Below are 14,352 nucleotides of genomic sequence, written 5' to 3'. Positions count from 1 at the left end.
TCTTCGGGAAAATCAGGCGGGCTGCAGCAGCGCCTTGCGAACCAGATCCGCGGTGTTGCGGGCGCCAAGCTTGCGCATGGCCTCGGCGCGATGGCTCTCGAATGTCCTTGGGCTGATACTCATCCGCAAGGCGCCCTGCTTGTTGGAACAGCCTTCGCTGATCAGGCTCAGCACCTCGCGCTCGCGCTTGGTCAGCGGCTTCTGGCCGGTCTCCGCGGCGAACATCAGGCCCGGCCTGCGGGCGCCATCCGCGGGGCGGCGGGCCTGGGCCTCGCTCGCCTGCTTGCCAACGGCATCGGAGGGCGGCGCCGGATGATTGTCCGACATCTGCTTCACCAGCGCGCAGACGCGCTCGGTTTGCTGAAGCGCGTTCTCCACCACCTGTTGCAGGTAGAGCCGGTTGCCGGGCGCTTGCGAAAACTGGTGGCTGTGCTGCTTGATCTCATTCATGTAGAGCAGCAACGCCGTCAGGGGCCCGTTCAACTGCCGGGCAATCGCAGCGCTCGCCTCTTCCGCGGCACGCGAGCGCGCGGCGGACAGTTGGACGATCTCAGGATTCTCGTCGTGAGGTGTGTTGTTTTCCATCCACTTCGTGAAGTGCGAATCAGCCGCGCGATGGTCTTGTCCTGACATATAACTATTTTATCGATCCCAACCTCCTTCATGGTTAATTTCCGAACCAGTAAGACTACGGAGAAATTCGCCAGCGCGCCCTGCTGATGGACCAAAGTTGGCTGAAAACACCTCGAAATCGGGTATATATCGGCCATTTTTGATCGAAATGCATGATCCAAAGGTAAATTCCGTAGCCCGCTACTCCGCATTTTTACGGTGACTCCATTTATTTTATTAATGGATCACAACCAGTTCTCTGCTGGCTTTCCGAGCCCTTCGGCACCCGGAGCCGGAGTCCTGCTCCGACGCTGATGAATACGTTCGGCTGAGAGATCGTTCCGTTGAGCGGGAGAGACCAGGATCCGGCCGTCGTCGCGGCGATGGATCAGGGGCGACGCAGCTTGAGGAACTTTTCGAGAAATCGTCCCGAGACGACGAACCTGAACCACCAATAGGCCATCCGCCGCGCTTTCATCGGTTCGATCCTTGCTGACTGGGGCGGCGTCGCTTCGCCGCGGATTAGCGCAAGCTCCGTCACGTGCGTATGATTTGCTTCACAACCGGCCGCGAAACGGGAAGGGCAGCGATGCCGGCATTTTCGCCGATTCCGATTTACAGGCTGCGGCAGCCTCGCAATGATCGAGGCCCAAAATCATCCCGCAACGAACCCAAAAAAGGAGACGGCGATGTCGCAAGCAAAGGGATCATGGATGAGAATGGCCGTGCTGGCCGGCGCCTTGGCCAGCGTCTTGGCGTTCAGTTCGGGTGCGGCGGCACAAACCGCGACGCCACCGGCGGAGAACGCGGCGCCGACGGCCGACAACGCCGTGATGCTGACCGTGTTCTTAAAGCACGACCAGTCGCGGCCGCTGAGCGAGCTCAACGCGCAGCTCCAGCGCCAGGGATATTACAAGGCTTTCCCGCCTGAAGGCGTCGAGGTCGTGAGCTGGTACGTGATGATGGGAGTAGGCCAGGTGGTGACCCTGCGGCTGCCGGCGTCGCGGTTGCGCGAAGTCAACCGCATCCTCGAGAACACCGCCTGGGGCAGCTACCGCACCGAGTTCTATCCGACCTATGATTACAAGGCGATCGGCATCGCGGCACACGAGAAGGCGCAGTAGGGCGCCGCTCAACAGTTCCGATGGGATGCCCCTGAGGGATCAGCCGAGCCTGGAGATCTGTTCCTCGGTCACGACGCGCTCGATATTCTCGGTCTTGCTCTTGATACGATAGCGCGGGCGGCCGTCGGCCTCGATCGGCAGGCAGGTCACGATGGTGTAGATGCTGCGTTCCTTCGCCGTAGCCCGGCCCTGCGGGCCCTGCTGCTGGTGGTGAACGTCGTCATTGATCGCGAAATTATGGGCCATCGCCGGTCTTTCCGTTGAAAAAAGGCTTGTAGACTCAACGGCCTCGCAAGGCAACAGATCGTTCGGCGGATTTGACCCGAGATGATCTCGGGTTCCACCCGTCAGGCCATCAAGAGCGCCTTTCGCTTGACCACCCGCGCGATCGATTGCTCGATTGCCGAACCGGACAAGGTCTTGTCGCGCAGGCTCTGTTCGACGTATTCGGCGATGGCGGCCATTTCCTGTTCCTGATCGAACAGGTTGTTGCCGATGCAGAGCATGTCCATGCCGGCTTTCAGCGATTGCAGGCTGGCCTCCCTGGTGCCGAGCGCCTTCTGCAATCCCTGCATCTGCATGTCGTCGGTGATCAGCAGCGTGTCCGGAAGGCGCTTGCGCAACCGGCCAAGCCCCGCCGCGGACAGCGTCATCGGGCGATCCCGGTCCCATTGCCTCACGATGGCATGGCTGACCAGCACCGCATCGCCGAACATCCTTGGCGCGAGCGAATAAAACAGCTCTTCCTGTTCATCCCGGAGTGCATCGGAGATATCCATGAATTCCTGATGCGAATCCACCATCGCGCCGCCGATGCCGGGGAAATGCTTCAGGCACAGGCCGATGCGCTGCGCCCGCGCCACCTCGCCTGCCAGCAGCGCATTGGCCTTCACTTCCGCAATGTCGGCGGAGTAGGAACGCTTGATCTTTCCAATGTTCGGATTTCCAGGGTTGTAATCGACGTCGATCACCGGCGCGAAATCATAGTGGATGCCGAGCCGCCGCATCTCGGCAAAGCTCGCGGTGAGGATCGCGCGCTTGCGATCCGGCGCGAGATGATTGAACTCCTTTGCGCTGGGCAACGGCGCAAAGCCGCGGCTTTCCTTCAGCCGCCGCACCAGGCCGCCCTCCTGATCGATGAACACCATCGGCCCCGATGGAAGCGCGGCAATCTCCTCGCAGAGGCGCTGCATCTGTTCGGGCGCTTCGATGTTGTTGTTGTATTGTTGCGTCCGGCAGGAATAGTCGAACAGGATCACGCCGCCGAGGCCGTAGCGGGCGGCGAATTCCTTCAGCCACGCCGGGACGGTCTTGCCGAGGAAGCCGAGGATGAAGAGTTCGCCGATGGGCATGGGATCGCCTTGGGAATAACGCTTTGAGCCCGGCTAGGCCAGGTTCAGCAAATAATCGCGCTGCGCATGAGGAAGATACCTGACTCCCCGAATCATACCACTTGGGTGATCCGGCCAATTGAGTGACCTTGATCACATCGCGTCGCAGCCAACGTCTCTAGGGGTGGATCATCGCAGGGCGATCCTCGCTCTGCCCAACAGGAGACGTCCATGACGAAGATCAAGAAGATCATTACCGCTACGATCGCTGCTCTGGCGTTGACCACCGCTTCCTTGGCCATCCCGAGCCAGGCCTTCGCTGGCGGTCACGGTCACGGCGGGCATGGCGGCCACGGCGGGCACGGCGGGCACGGTCACGGTGGAGGCCACGGCCACGGCCATCACGGGCACCACGGCCATGGGCATCATCATGGTCATGGTCATCATCACCACGGCCATCGCCATCATTTCCACGTTTACAACAGCTGCTGGAAATGGAGCCCCTACGGCCCGGTCAACGTCTGCTACCGCTATTGATTCGAGATGAAGAAATGAAACTCGTCCGGGCCGCGGGGCTCGGGCGAGTTTCTCGATTCCGTGATGACCACCGTGATCGTCAGCCTGGGCACGGCAACCAATCTCGTTGCAAGCTCATCGGCCTGCCGGACCCACCCGATCGGCGCGCGTGTACCAATACTGCGTCCTGAAGTTACCGCATCCTGAAGCCGGCCATCCTGGCTCCCCCCTGCGCCAATGCATTCGCGACGGCTGGAGTGATCTGCTGGCGCTGCGCTATGCCGGTTCAGTGGCAGCTGTCCGATCCTGACGAGACCTGATCAGGATCGGCGGGCGCTCGAAGCCCCGGGCTCGATGGGAGCTTGAGCCTCAATGTTTGCTCCGCAAGCGCCACCTCCTTGAACGCATTTCGAACGCACTTCCCTTGGCTTCGAGCTCAATGCGCGTCGCCGAACGGAACCGGCAAGGAAAGCCCGAGTTCCGGTGGCGGCAAGCTGGATGTGTGATGGGTCGCACATTTGTCGGCGCGCAGGTGGGCTAGGCTTCAATTCGCGAGAGGTGCTGTGGAGAGACGTAGCCCGTCAGCCGCTCGTAACAAGCAGGCGATCGTCGACTCCGGCTGAAAAACCCAAGCTGAAAGCGTGTACAAGCAATGCGACGCATCCCAAATTTCCGATCGATCAACCCGATCTCAAACCGATCATCGCGGCCGGCATTTCGCTACGCGATTTCGCAGGCCGTGAAGCGAGCAGTTGTAGTCGTCGCTTGCTGCCTCGCTGTGCTGATCGACCTCCGCCCTGCTCTTTCCGACGCCGCGTCCGATCGGGCAATGGCCACTCGCTACGAGCAGGCGGCGCAAGCGGGCGATGATGATGCCCAGTTCTATCTTGGGGCGCTCTATTCAGCAGGCGCCGGTCGCCCGCGTAGCGACCAGGAGGCATTTCGCTGGTTCTCGCGCGCTGCCGATCAAGGGCACGCCCATGCCAGTTTGATCGTTGCCGGCCTCTACGCGAGCGGGCGCGGCGTAGCGAAGGACAATGTGAAGGCCTATAGCTGGGCCTACATCGTCGCTTCGGCGAGCAAACTCGACGAGGACCGCAACGGTGCGCGGCAATTGATGTCGCTGCTCATGAAGAAGATGACGAGCGATGAGATCGGCCGCGCCGTGGTGGCCGCGAGAGCCTGGCGCGCGGTTCGGACTGCCGGCGCGGGCAAGGCTCCGAATATCGAAAGAGCTTTAGAGCAGGACCAACCCGCGGCGGCCGCGCCCCCACCTGCCCCCGCGGTCGTGCAGCCGGCGCCCGCAGCCCAATCATCGTCTACGGTCTCGCAACCGGCGGTCTCGCAGTCGGCGCCATCCAACGTCACGGTATTGCCGGCATCTCCCAAGGCCACGTCGGCAGCTTCCGTGAAGAATGCAAAGCGAGATGATGCTCGTGAACTGCTCGACCAGGTTCCACCGGGCCTGCGCAAGCGATTTGGCTTCTGATTTAAGGGGACGCACCATGAAATTGCAGCATCTCGTCGCAACCGGAATTCTGGCCATCGCCACGGCAGGGGCCGGCTATTACGCCTACTCCCATTTGCTTCATCCGCCGTTGGTGACCACCAGCTTTGCGAGCCTCGCGGCGGTTTCCGAAGCCGTTTACGGAACAGGCACCGTCGAGCCCGAGCGCTGGGCCAAGGTGGTGCCGCTGCAGCGCCGCCGGCTGGTCGAGCTTTGCCGATGCGAGGGACAGGTAGTCAAGTCCGGCCAGATCCTCGGCCGCCAGGACGACGCCGAGGAGCGCAGCGCGCTGGAGCAGATGGAAATCAATCGCGGCCAGCTCGAACGCGATCTGACGCGCGCCGAGAAGGATCGCGACAAGAACGACGCCGCGCGCACCGAGTACGAGCAGCGCTGGACCAAGCTCGAGGAAGCAAAATCGCGGATCGCCGCGCAGAAGGTGCGGCTCGACTCGCTGATCTTGAGAGCTCCGCTCGACGGCATGGTACTGCGGCGCGACAGCGAGGTCGGCGAGATCGCCGGTCCCACCGATGTCCTGTTCTGGGTGGGACCGCCTGCTCCGATGCAGGTCGTCGCCGAAATCAATGAGGAGGAAATCAACCGCATCGCCGCAGGCCAGAAGGCCCTTCTGCGAAGCGAGGCTTTCCCCGGAAGGGCCCTGCGGGCCACGGTCTCCCAGATCACGCCGAAGGGCGACCCGACCCGAAAGACCTTCCGCGTCTATCTGCGGCTGCCACAGGATACGCCGCTGCGGATCGGCATGTCAGTCGAGACCAATATCATCTTTCGCGAGAAGCCGGCGGCCATCGTCGTGCCGGCGGAGGCCGTCGCAGGCGATTCGGTCCAGATGGTCGATGACGGCCGGATCAAACGCGTGCCCGTGACCGTCGGCATCCGCGGCAGCCGCAACACCGAGATCATCGGCGACGTATCCAAGGGCACCACCGTGCTTTCGCCCGCCCGCAGGGATCTCGCTGACGGCGCCAGGATTCGCATCGACAACAGCCTGACCAGAGCCGCGGAGCCAGCGGCCGTGAGTGAACCGGCCGATCAGCCAGCCGCACCGCCCGAAGCTACCGTGGTAGCCTCGGTCACCACAGCGCCTTCGGATCCCGATGATGCGGTGATTTCGGCAGCCATGACCGCCCACATCGATTCCGTCGTCAATGACGCCCGTCGCAACATGATCAGCAACAGCCGGTAGCCGCCGTGAAGCTCATATTCAACATCGCATGGACCCACGTCAGCACCCGGGTGCGGCAGACCCTTGTGGGCATGGCCGGCGTGTCCATGGGGGTAGGCTTCACCATCATGATGGCGGGCCTGATGCAGGGGTCGCAGCTCGACTTCCTGCGGCAGCTCGTCGACACCATGCCGCATATCACGGTCGAGGATGAGCGGCGCTCCGTGCCGACGCAACCCGCAGAGCAGGAATATGCGGCGGTCCAGATGGCCGACATCGCCAATGTCGGCAAACGTCCCGGAATCAAATATCCGGAATCGGCGATGAATTCACTGCGCTCCTGGATACCTGGAGACGTGGCTCCGTCGGCGAAGACCACCGCGATCATCAATCACGGCGGCGCGCGCATCGGCATCACCCTGACCGGCATCGACACCCGCCGTGAGGTTCATGTCTCCAAACTCGCCTCGCAAATGCGTGAGGGAAAGCTCGACGACCTTTCACGCGCGCCGAACGGCATCATCATGGGCGAGGCGCTGGCTGAAAAACTCGGCGTGAAGACCGGCAACACCGTTCTCCTGATCGGCGGCCAGGGCGTCCAGCTGAATTCGACGGTGGCGGGGCTCTATCGCTCCGGCCTGAAGCGCGTCGATGAGAGCCAGATCTATTCGCTGATGGGGCCGGCGCAGGTCATGATGGGGCAAAGCGGGGTGGTCAACCAGCTCCGGCTGCGGCTGAACGATCCGATGTCGGCGCAAAAGGTCGCCGCCCAGGTCGAAGCGCAGACCGGCTACAAATCAGTGTCCTGGCAGGAAGCCAATGCTGACCTGCTGTCATCCTTTACCGTGCGCGATTTCATCGTGCTCACCGTGATGGGCGCGATGTTGCTGACATCGTCCTTTGCCACCTACAACATCATCTCGACGATCACGCACGAGAAGCGCCAGGACATCGCGATCATGAAATCGCTGGGCATGCGCGAGTATGCGGTGCGGCGGATTTTCATCATCGAAGCCGCCATCATCGGCGTGGTCGGCATCCTGTTCGGGTGGATCCTCGGTTACCTGCTCTGCTACGGTTGGTCGAAGATCACGATCTTCAATCCGCTGACGGGCTCGACCGTTCCGCTGCAGATCTATTACTCGCTGACGCATTATTTGATCGCCGGCGGCATATCCCTTGTCTGCTGCGCAGGGGCGGCCTATTTCCCGGCGCGCAAGGCAACCAGCGTACATCCAGTTGACATCATCCGGGGAGCATCATGACCGAGGTCGCTTTGCAGGCGGTGGAGCTGGTTCGCCGCATCGAGGGCGCTGTTTCGCACACCCTCGTCAACGGGATCGATCTTGCGGTGAACAAGGGCGAATTCGTCGCCATTACCGGGCCGTCGGGATCGGGCAAATCGTCGCTGCTCTATCTCCTGGGCCTGCTCGATGCGCCCAGCGAAGGCGAGGTCATCATCTGCGGTCAGCCGACCTCGAAATTATCGGAATCGGACAGGGCCGATGTCCGCCTGACCAAATGCGGCTTCGTGTTCCAGTTTCATTTCCTGCTGCCGGAGTTCACCTCGCTCGACAATGTGCTGCTGCCGATGCGTGCCGCGGGCACGATGGCTGAAGCCCAGATGCGCGAGCGCGGCCTTGCTCTCCTCGACTCGCTTGGACTTGCCGAGCACGCCAACAAGCGCCCCAACGCGCTCTCCGGCGGCCAGCGCCAGCGCGTCGCCATCGCCCGCGCGCTGGCCAACCGCCCCGAGATCATTGTCGCCGACGAGCCGACCGGCGCACTCGATACCGCATCGACGGAACAAGTGTTCTCGATCCTCCGCAACATCGCGGACCAGGGCCAGACCGTGGTCGTGGTGACCCACGATCCAGCGCTCGCCGCCCGCGCCGACCGCCGCATCCACATCGTCGACGGCAAGATCGCGGAGATCACCGAACGGGGTGGTGGCGGCGAGCTGGTTTGTGCGGCGGTGAGTTGATCGGGGGCTGGCGCAGAGGGAGGATTTTCAGCTCCTCTCCGGATGCAGGGCCCGTTATTGAATCGTTGCACCTTCAGGCGGAAGTAGTGCCTGCGACCATCAACCCTGCTCCAATTCCCCGGTCCACCGGTCTCGCCCCTTCCAATACGGGCATCGGGGACAAGACTCGCCCATCGGATAATCAATCCCTTCTTCGTGAGGACAGCCGATGATCTCATCAACCATCGCTACCGACCGCGCCGAATGCTGGCGCAGATACGCGGCGATCTCGACAAGAATAATCTTGTCCGTCCGCACGTCGCCGATTTCCGAAAACCACCGGTGCAGTTTGGGCTCGGTTCCCTCCTCTGGAATGACAGACACGGCAACTTTCGAAGCGCGCCGGTTGTCAGGACCATAGAAGGCGATCGTGCCGACGGGATAGCCGCGCATTCCTTGCTTGGCTTTCTTTCTGAGCCATTTGTCCGCCTGCGGTCCGATCTTCATTGCCGCTTCTTGCGTTGTTTGCTGGCAGCTTGGACAATTTTGCGTGGAATGCAGCAACGGCTGGCGGAGAGGGAGGGATTCGAACCCCCGATAGGCTTGCACCTATGCCGCATTTCGAGTGCGGTGCATTCGACCACTCTGCCACCTCTCCAGGCGCCATTTCGGGTGATTCCTCGACCCGCGGTCGGGGCGTGTTCTAGGCGAGGATGGCGGGCCAGACAAGGCGCGGGGCCAAGAAATCCGTGCCGGCGCCGGGAAGCAAAAAAAGGAGCCAAAAATGGAGCATTTGACGGTTCAGGCCAATGGCGCGGCGCTTCACGTGGCCCGCATGGGGGCCGGGCGCCCGCTGCTGTTACTGCATGGCTGGCCCGAATTCTGGCTGACGTGGGAGCCGGTGATGACGCGGCTTGCCGATCGCTTCACGCTATATGCTCCCGACCTGCGCGGCTTCGGCGACAGCGACAAGCCGGAAGGGCTGTTCGGACCCGACCAGCAGGCCGCCGACATGCTGGCGTTGATGGATGCACTTGGCCTGGCCCAAGCCGGCATCGTCGGTCACGATGTCGGCGGTGCATTGATGCAGCCGCTGGCGCGGCGGGCGCCGGGGCGCATCGCCGGACTGTTTTTCTTCGATTTCGTCTATCCGGGAGTCGGGCCCCGGATGGCGGAGCCGGAGCGCCTCAACAACATCTGGTATCAATCCTTTCACCAGATGGAGATGGCGCCTGCCCTCGTCGGCGCGAGCCGCGAAAGCTGCCGGCTCTATATCGGGCATTTCCTGAAAGCCTGGTCGCATCGCAAGCACGTCTTTGACGATCAACTCGAGGCCTTCACCGATAATTTCCTCAAGGACGGAAACCTCGCCGGTGGCTTCGCGCATTACCGCGCAGCCCATGCCGGCCGGATCAGGATGATGAAGGGTGAAGCGCCGGCGCTACCGCCGATCGACGTGCCGACCTGCGTTCGCTGGGCCGAGCATGATCCGCTGTTTCCCTATGAATGGACCGACCGGCTCGGCGAGACCTTCACAAATCTCGATCTCGCGATGTTTAGGGATGTCGGTCACTTTCCCCATCGCGAGGATCCCGATCGCGCAGCATCTGACATCGCGGCGTTCTTTGCGCGCATCGGCTGGAGTTGAGGAAAATGGGTGGGACCGTCAGACGCGACAAAACACTGACGGTCCCGTGCCGCTGCTTTGAAATTCTGGCCGGGAAGTGCGGCTTCGCCGGCCAGGCGGAGCGACGAAATGACGGTAGCAAGGCGGAGCGAAACGGCAACGCGAACCCGGTCTTAACCTAACCAGTCAACCTTACCGCCCGCGGGATAGCGTTAATCCTTGCCCTTTTTCGTCTTCTTGTCGTCCTTGCCGCTGTCCTTGCGCCGATTGGTGAAGCGCGCATTGCCAAGCCCGGTGCCGATGGTCAATACGCCCCAGCGTTCGACGTCCTGCATGAAGGGAACTTCGGACAGGCCCTGCACCACGGCGTCATTGTGCATCAGCACGGCGGTATCGTGATCGCCGATCTGCGGAATCGCTTCCACCAGGCTTGCGGGCAGGTTGAACTTGCTGCTCTCCCAGTTGCCCGGCAGGTTCTGCGCACCCTTTTCGATCGAGCCGTCCGCGTCGATCACGCCGGGACAGGCGATACCGATAAAGGGCGCGAGCTTCAGGCCTTCGGTTTCGGCCGCCGTGATCAAATCCTTCAGCATCGTGACCAGCCGCTTCACCGCGCCTTCGCGCGTCGGCTCGTCGTCGGCATGCCGCCACAACTGGGACTTCCAGACGTCGGCCTTGGAAAGGTCGGGCGCCTTCTTCCAGCGCGTCTCCACGACGCCGCAGCGGATGTTGGTGCCGCCGATATCGACGCCAAGGATGCTGTCATGGCCCTCGAAAATCCACGACGGCGCCAAATGCAGCGTGCCGATCAGGCCGGCGTCATCGGGATGAAAGCGGATCGGCACCAGATCGACGTCGAAATCTTCCGCCTTGAGGATGATGTTGGTGCGGGCGATGGCGAGCTCGCCGACACGGCTCTGCCGGAAACCGCCGCCGACCACGATGCGCTCGGTATCGGCCCACGCCTTGGTCTTGAGAAACCGCCCGGTCACATAGGCCAGCTCCTGGGCGAATTCCTCGATCGCACCGTGCACCAGGGCCGCGGCGCCGATATCGTCGCCAATCAGCGCCTCGTCGAGCTCGGTCTTGGCGATCTCGCCGGCAGGCTTTTTCCCTAAGGGATCGTCGCCGTTTTTCTTCAGCGGCTTGCGCAAGCCGTCCAGGATCTTGCGGAAGGCCCCCTTGCTGGCGCGGTCGCCGAGAAAGCCTTCGTCATCCTTGAGTTCAATGTTGAAACTGTCGACCTCGACCGATGGCAGGCGGGTGGCGCCGTGGCGGGCGATGCCCGTGGTCGTTATGGTGTCCTCTGCCATGTGCCCAAGCCCCTGCCGGATTTCGCTGGCGACAACGAGCGGGGAACTCATTGGTTTCATGGAGGGGGCGAGCGGCGAATGGCGAATTGCGAATGGAGGGGCGGCAAATGACCTTCCCTCGTCACTAGTCGCTACTCGCCGTCAGCTCTTTTTGGGCCAAATCCTTCATTTTTGGCCGGTTTTTGGGTCGCTTTGCCTTGACTCACGGCATTCTGCGGCTATAAGTCCCCGCATCCGGCGCGGGATTTCTCGCGCCGCTTGTTTTTGCGCGAATTCTCAAGGCGCTCGCCCTTGTTCTATGGGGCTCGCCCTTGGCCGCGCGAAAATCGTACCCATAACGACTGACCAAAAAGCCGACCCGGGCAGCCCTGTTGGGAATATGTCCGAGGCCGGGATCGAACACGAAGGAAAAAAACGATGTTCGCAGTCATCAAAACCGGCGGCCGGCAATACCGCGTCGTTCCGGATGATGTGCTCGAGATAGGCAAGATCGCCGGCGATGTCGGTACGATCGTGCAGCTTGGTGAAGTTCTGGTGGTCGGCGGTGACACGCCGGTGCTGGGCACGCCGACGGTGGCAGGCGCTACCGTTGCGGCCGAAGTGCTGGACCACAAGCGCGGCCCGAAGGTGATCGCGTTCAAGAAGCGTCGCCGCAAGAATTCGCGCCGCAAGCGCGGCTATCGCGACGAGATCACGGTGCTTCGCATCACCGAGATCCTGACTGATAACGCCAAACCTTCGATCGGCCCGCGGCCGAAGAGGGAAAAGGTCGTAGCGCCCGCCGCTGAGGGCGACGACGAGGCACCGAAGGCCGCCAAGAAGGCGCCCGCCAAAAAGGCTGCGGCAAAACCCGCCGCAAAGAAGGCCCCGGCCAAGAAGGCCGCCGCGAAGGGCAAGAGCGACAAGTGATGCGCTTCAACGAAAAGTTGAAGCGTGACAAAACGTGAAATGATTCCGTCAAGGAATTGATCTAGATATTAGCGAAGTCGGAGACGGGCCATGGCTCACAAAAAAGCAGGCGGTTCATCGCGAAACGGACGCGATTCAGCGGGCAAGCGCCTGGGCATCAAGGCCTATGGCGGCGAGCACGTGATTCCCGGCAACATTATCGCGCGTCAGCGCGGCACCACCTGGCATCCCGGCCTTAATGTCGGCATGGGCACCGACCATACTCTCTTCGCCAAGGTCGAAGGTCATGTCGAATTCCGTGCAAAAGCCAACGGTCGCACGTTCGTCTCGGTAGTTCCGATGGCTGAAGCGGCCGAATAGACGGTGGACAAAATTGAGTCCGCCGGGTCCTGTTGAACCGGCGGAGTCGAAAAGGGCTCCAAGGGGAGGCGGGAAACCGGCCTCCCCTTTTTATTTTGCGCATTTTCGCAATCAGGAGCCCGACATGTTGCAGGACATCCCGATCCCAACGCCGGTCTTGCGTGAAGCAAGTAGCTGCGTCCTCGAGACCGAACGGCTGACGTTGCGCCGGCCGACGCTCGCGGACGTAAAAGCGATTGCGCATCTCGCCAACGATCGCCGCATTGCGGAAAACACCCGCCGCCTGCCGCACCCCTATCTGCAGGACCACGCGGTCGAATTCGTGCGCGCGACATCCACCGATAACACCGAGACCGTGTTCCTGATCGAACAGAACTATTCGCCCGTCGGCATGGTCGGCATCGACCGCAGCGAACGGGACGCGCCGGAGCTCGGCTACTGGCTCGGCGTCGCGCATTGGGGCCAGGGCTTCGGCACCGAAGCCGCGCGTGCGGTGATCGATTTCTTCTTCGAGGAGTTCGATGCCGAACACCTGATTTCGGGCGCCCGCGTCGCCAATCCGGCCTCGCGCAACATCCTGGAGAAATGCGGCTTCCAGTGGAGCGGCGTCGAGCTGCACCGCTTCGAGGCGCTGGGATCCTCGACCCCCGTCGACCGCTTCCGCCTGACGCGCGGTGTGTGGTCGTCGCTGAAGAACTGGGGGAGTTCGACGCGGAGAGCGCGGTAAGCTCGTCATTGCGAGCGAAGCGAAGCAATCCATGCCTCCGCGGCAAGATGGATTGCTTCGTCGCTACGCTCCTCGCAATGACAGACGCGTCCTACGCCGGCGGATTGACCACCGTTTCCTCGCGCCCGAGCTTCTGTTCGCGCAGGAAGATATAGAAACCGGCGCCGATGATGATGGCCGCACCGATGATGGTCGAGAGCGACGGCACGTCGCCCCACACCACAAAGCCGAAGATCACCGCCCATACGATCATCGAATATTGATACGGCACCACGACGCTGGCCGGCGCCAGTTTCAGCGAGCGGTTGATGCATAGCAGCGCAACGACGGAAATAATGCCCGCCGCGGCGAACAGGCCCAGACTGCCGATTGTGGGCGCCACCCAGCCGATCGGTGACATCAGCGCGCCGAGCAGAAACGTGCCGCCGAATTGCGACGTCGTCAGCACGATATCCGGCGTCGCCCGCAGCGAGCGGGTGATCAGCATCAGAAACGCAAACGACAGGCTGCCGCCGAGTGCGATCATCGCAGGCCAGCTCACGGTTTGCGTGGACGGGCGCAGTGCAATCAGCACGCCGCAGAACCCGATCAGGATCGCGGTCCAGCGCCGCCAGCCGACGCGCTCGCCGAGCACGATGCCGGACAGCGCGGTAACGAAAATCGGCGAGGCCAGATAATAGGTGATGACGTCGGCGAGCGGCAGATAGACGGTGGCGAGGAAGAAGGCGGCGACTTCGAGCGTCGACAGCGTCACGCGCAAGAGCTGCAGCCACGGCCGTTCGATGCGAGAAAATTCGGCGCGCTGCCTCCAGATCACCGGCAACAGCACCAGCAACGCTGCGCAGGCGCGCAACCACAGCAACTGCCCGACCGAATAGGTCGCGACCATGAATTTCCCGAGCGCATCGCCGAACGAGAACATGAAGATCGACAGCAGCATCAGCCCGATGCCGGCCAGCCGCGCGGAACGCTCGTCGTAGGTGGAGATTTTGGCGAAGAGGCTCATTGGGAGATTGGCGACCGCCTATTGTTCTTGCGCGGCTGTTTTAAAGACGTGGCTGTCCGGGACATCTAGCGCGAAGACGCGCTTCGCGCTACCGCCCGGGCACGACGAATTGAACCAATTGTCGCAGCCATATCGGTGAGATACCGGTACGTCGTGAACTAATGGCAAGACATC

General features: G+C 62.2%; 16 protein-coding genes and 1 tRNA gene. 10 read left to right on the top strand and 7 right to left on the bottom strand.

Translation table 11 applies throughout. From position 1 onward, the window contains the following. Positions 1 to 12: 12 nt before the first annotated feature. Positions 13 to 633, bottom strand: coding sequence for a helix-turn-helix transcriptional regulator (locus IVB05_RS01165; protein ID WP_247782635.1), 621 nt, complete (start codon positions 631 to 633; stop codon positions 13 to 15). A 698-nt stretch (positions 634 to 1,331) separates the two neighbouring features. Between IVB05_RS01165 and IVB05_RS01160 the strand changes: the two genes are divergently transcribed. Further along, positions 1,332 to 1,736 (top strand): hypothetical protein, encoded by a 405-nt coding sequence (locus IVB05_RS01160; RefSeq protein WP_247787423.1) that lies wholly within the window; start codon positions 1,332 to 1,334, stop codon positions 1,734 to 1,736. A 39-nt stretch (positions 1,737 to 1,775) separates the two neighbouring features. On the opposite strand, the gene IVB05_RS01155 is transcribed toward IVB05_RS01160, so the two are convergent. Both IVB05_RS01155 and IVB05_RS01150 read right to left on the bottom strand, forming a co-directional pair. Beyond that, positions 1,776 to 1,982 carry a hypothetical protein gene (locus tag IVB05_RS01155; protein WP_214488408.1) on the bottom strand — a complete coding sequence of 69 codons (207 nt, stop codon included), beginning with the start codon at positions 1,980 to 1,982 and terminating at the stop codon, positions 1,776 to 1,778. 101 nt (positions 1,983 to 2,083) lie between these two features. Further along, positions 2,084 to 3,088: a glycoside hydrolase family 3 N-terminal domain-containing protein gene (locus IVB05_RS01150; RefSeq protein WP_247782634.1), complete on the bottom strand. Its 1,005-nt coding sequence runs from the start codon at positions 3,086 to 3,088 to the stop codon at positions 2,084 to 2,086. 210 nt (positions 3,089 to 3,298) lie between these two features. Here IVB05_RS01150 and IVB05_RS01145 point away from each other — a divergent pair, with 210 nt between their 5' ends. The 5 genes from IVB05_RS01145 (at position 3,299) to IVB05_RS01125 (ending at position 8,257) form a co-directional block, all read left to right on the top strand. Then, positions 3,299 to 3,604 carry a hypothetical protein gene (locus tag IVB05_RS01145; RefSeq protein ID WP_247782633.1) on the top strand — a complete coding sequence of 102 codons (306 nt, stop codon included), beginning with the start codon at positions 3,299 to 3,301 and terminating at the stop codon, positions 3,602 to 3,604. Positions 3,605 to 4,361: 757 nt separating this feature from the next. After that, entirely contained in the window at positions 4,362 to 5,072 is a 711-nt protein-coding gene (locus IVB05_RS01140) for a tetratricopeptide repeat protein (protein WP_247782632.1), read from the top strand. A gap of 16 nt (positions 5,073 to 5,088) precedes the next feature. Further along, positions 5,089 to 6,294, top strand: a complete 1,206-nt coding sequence (locus tag IVB05_RS01135) for an efflux RND transporter periplasmic adaptor subunit (protein ID WP_247782631.1) — start codon at positions 5,089 to 5,091, stop codon at positions 6,292 to 6,294. Between the two features lie 5 nt (positions 6,295 to 6,299). Beyond that, positions 6,300 to 7,538 (top strand): ABC transporter permease, encoded by a 1,239-nt coding sequence (locus IVB05_RS01130; protein WP_247782630.1) that lies wholly within the window; start codon positions 6,300 to 6,302, stop codon positions 7,536 to 7,538. After that, positions 7,535 to 8,257 (top strand): ABC transporter ATP-binding protein, encoded by a 723-nt coding sequence (locus tag IVB05_RS01125; protein WP_247782629.1) that lies wholly within the window; start codon positions 7,535 to 7,537, stop codon positions 8,255 to 8,257. Before IVB05_RS01130 ends, IVB05_RS01125 begins: the two co-directional genes overlap by 4 nt. Positions 8,258 to 8,356: 99 nt before the next feature. Here the strand turns inward: IVB05_RS01125 and IVB05_RS01120 are convergent, their stop codons facing one another. Further along, a complete protein-coding gene (locus IVB05_RS01120) occupies positions 8,357 to 8,743 on the bottom strand; it encodes a hypothetical protein (RefSeq protein WP_247782628.1) in 387 nt (128 codons plus the stop codon). Between the two features lie 61 nt (positions 8,744 to 8,804). Continuing rightward, a tRNA-Ser gene (locus IVB05_RS01115) sits at positions 8,805 to 8,894 on the bottom strand. Positions 8,895 to 9,020: 126 nt separating this feature from the next. Here IVB05_RS01115 and IVB05_RS01110 point away from each other — a divergent pair. Continuing rightward, entirely contained in the window at positions 9,021 to 9,884 is an 864-nt protein-coding gene (locus IVB05_RS01110) for an alpha/beta hydrolase (protein WP_247782627.1), read from the top strand. A gap of 191 nt (positions 9,885 to 10,075) precedes the next feature. Here the strand turns inward: IVB05_RS01110 and IVB05_RS01105 are convergent, their stop codons facing one another. After that, entirely contained in the window at positions 10,076 to 11,176 is a 1,101-nt protein-coding gene (locus tag IVB05_RS01105; protein ID WP_247787422.1) for an ROK family protein, read from the bottom strand. Positions 11,177 to 11,593: 417 nt separating this feature from the next. Here IVB05_RS01105 and rplU point away from each other — a divergent pair, with 417 nt between their 5' ends. The 3 genes from rplU (at position 11,594) to IVB05_RS01090 (ending at position 13,172) form a co-directional block, all read left to right on the top strand. Further along, a complete protein-coding gene (rplU, locus tag IVB05_RS01100; protein WP_247782626.1) occupies positions 11,594 to 12,085 on the top strand; it encodes a 50S ribosomal protein L21 in 492 nt (163 codons plus the stop codon). 90 nt (positions 12,086 to 12,175) lie between these two features. Next, the gene (gene rpmA, locus IVB05_RS01095) at positions 12,176 to 12,445 is read left to right on the top strand and encodes a 50S ribosomal protein L27 (protein ID WP_065744718.1); all 270 of its coding nucleotides are present in this window, start codon (positions 12,176 to 12,178) and stop codon (positions 12,443 to 12,445) included. A gap of 124 nt (positions 12,446 to 12,569) precedes the next feature. After that, on the top strand, positions 12,570 to 13,172 hold the full coding sequence (locus IVB05_RS01090) for a GNAT family N-acetyltransferase (protein ID WP_247782625.1): 603 nt from the start codon (positions 12,570 to 12,572) through the stop codon (positions 13,170 to 13,172). Between the two features lie 91 nt (positions 13,173 to 13,263). Here the strand turns inward: IVB05_RS01090 and IVB05_RS01085 are convergent, their stop codons facing one another. Further along, a complete protein-coding gene (locus IVB05_RS01085) occupies positions 13,264 to 14,178 on the bottom strand; it encodes a DMT family transporter (protein ID WP_247782624.1) in 915 nt (304 codons plus the stop codon). Positions 14,179 to 14,352 lie beyond the last annotated feature (174 nt).

The sequence above is a fragment of the Bradyrhizobium sp. 170 genome (genome assembly GCF_023101085.1).
In the GTDB taxonomy this organism is placed as follows: Bacteria; Pseudomonadota; Alphaproteobacteria; order Rhizobiales; family Xanthobacteraceae; genus Bradyrhizobium.
This window is presented reverse-complemented; position numbering and strand designations above follow the sequence as displayed.

Bases quoted from the DNA above. Each gene is read 5' to 3' on its own strand.
- IVB05_RS01135 (WP_247782631.1), top strand. From the start codon at position 5,089: ATGAAATTGCAGCATCTCGTCGCAACCGGAATTCTGGCCATCGCCACG.
- IVB05_RS01125 (WP_247782629.1), top strand. From the start codon at position 7,535: ATGACCGAGGTCGCTTTGCAGGCGGTGGAGCTGGTTCGCCGCATCGAG.
- rpmA (WP_065744718.1), top strand. From the start codon at position 12,176: ATGGCTCACAAAAAAGCAGGCGGTTCATCGCGAAACGGACGCGATTCA.
- IVB05_RS01105 (WP_247787422.1), bottom strand. From the start codon at position 11,176: ATGGCAGAGGACACCATAACGACCACGGGCATCGCCCGCCACGGCGCC.
- IVB05_RS01145 (WP_247782633.1), top strand. From the start codon at position 3,299: ATGACGAAGATCAAGAAGATCATTACCGCTACGATCGCTGCTCTGGCG.
- IVB05_RS01160 (WP_247787423.1), top strand. From the start codon at position 1,332: ATGGCCGTGCTGGCCGGCGCCTTGGCCAGCGTCTTGGCGTTCAGTTCG.
- IVB05_RS01090 (WP_247782625.1), top strand. From the start codon at position 12,570: ATGTTGCAGGACATCCCGATCCCAACGCCGGTCTTGCGTGAAGCAAGT.
- IVB05_RS01085 (WP_247782624.1), bottom strand. From the start codon at position 14,178: ATGAGCCTCTTCGCCAAAATCTCCACCTACGACGAGCGTTCCGCGCGG.
- IVB05_RS01165 (WP_247782635.1), bottom strand. From the start codon at position 633: ATGTCAGGACAAGACCATCGCGCGGCTGATTCGCACTTCACGAAGTGG.
- IVB05_RS01120 (WP_247782628.1), bottom strand. From the start codon at position 8,743: ATGAAGATCGGACCGCAGGCGGACAAATGGCTCAGAAAGAAAGCCAAG.
- IVB05_RS01150 (WP_247782634.1), bottom strand. From the start codon at position 3,088: ATGCCCATCGGCGAACTCTTCATCCTCGGCTTCCTCGGCAAGACCGTC.
- rplU (WP_247782626.1), top strand. From the start codon at position 11,594: ATGTTCGCAGTCATCAAAACCGGCGGCCGGCAATACCGCGTCGTTCCG.
- IVB05_RS01110 (WP_247782627.1), top strand. From the start codon at position 9,021: ATGGAGCATTTGACGGTTCAGGCCAATGGCGCGGCGCTTCACGTGGCC.
- IVB05_RS01155 (WP_214488408.1), bottom strand. From the start codon at position 1,982: ATGGCCCATAATTTCGCGATCAATGACGACGTTCACCACCAGCAGCAG.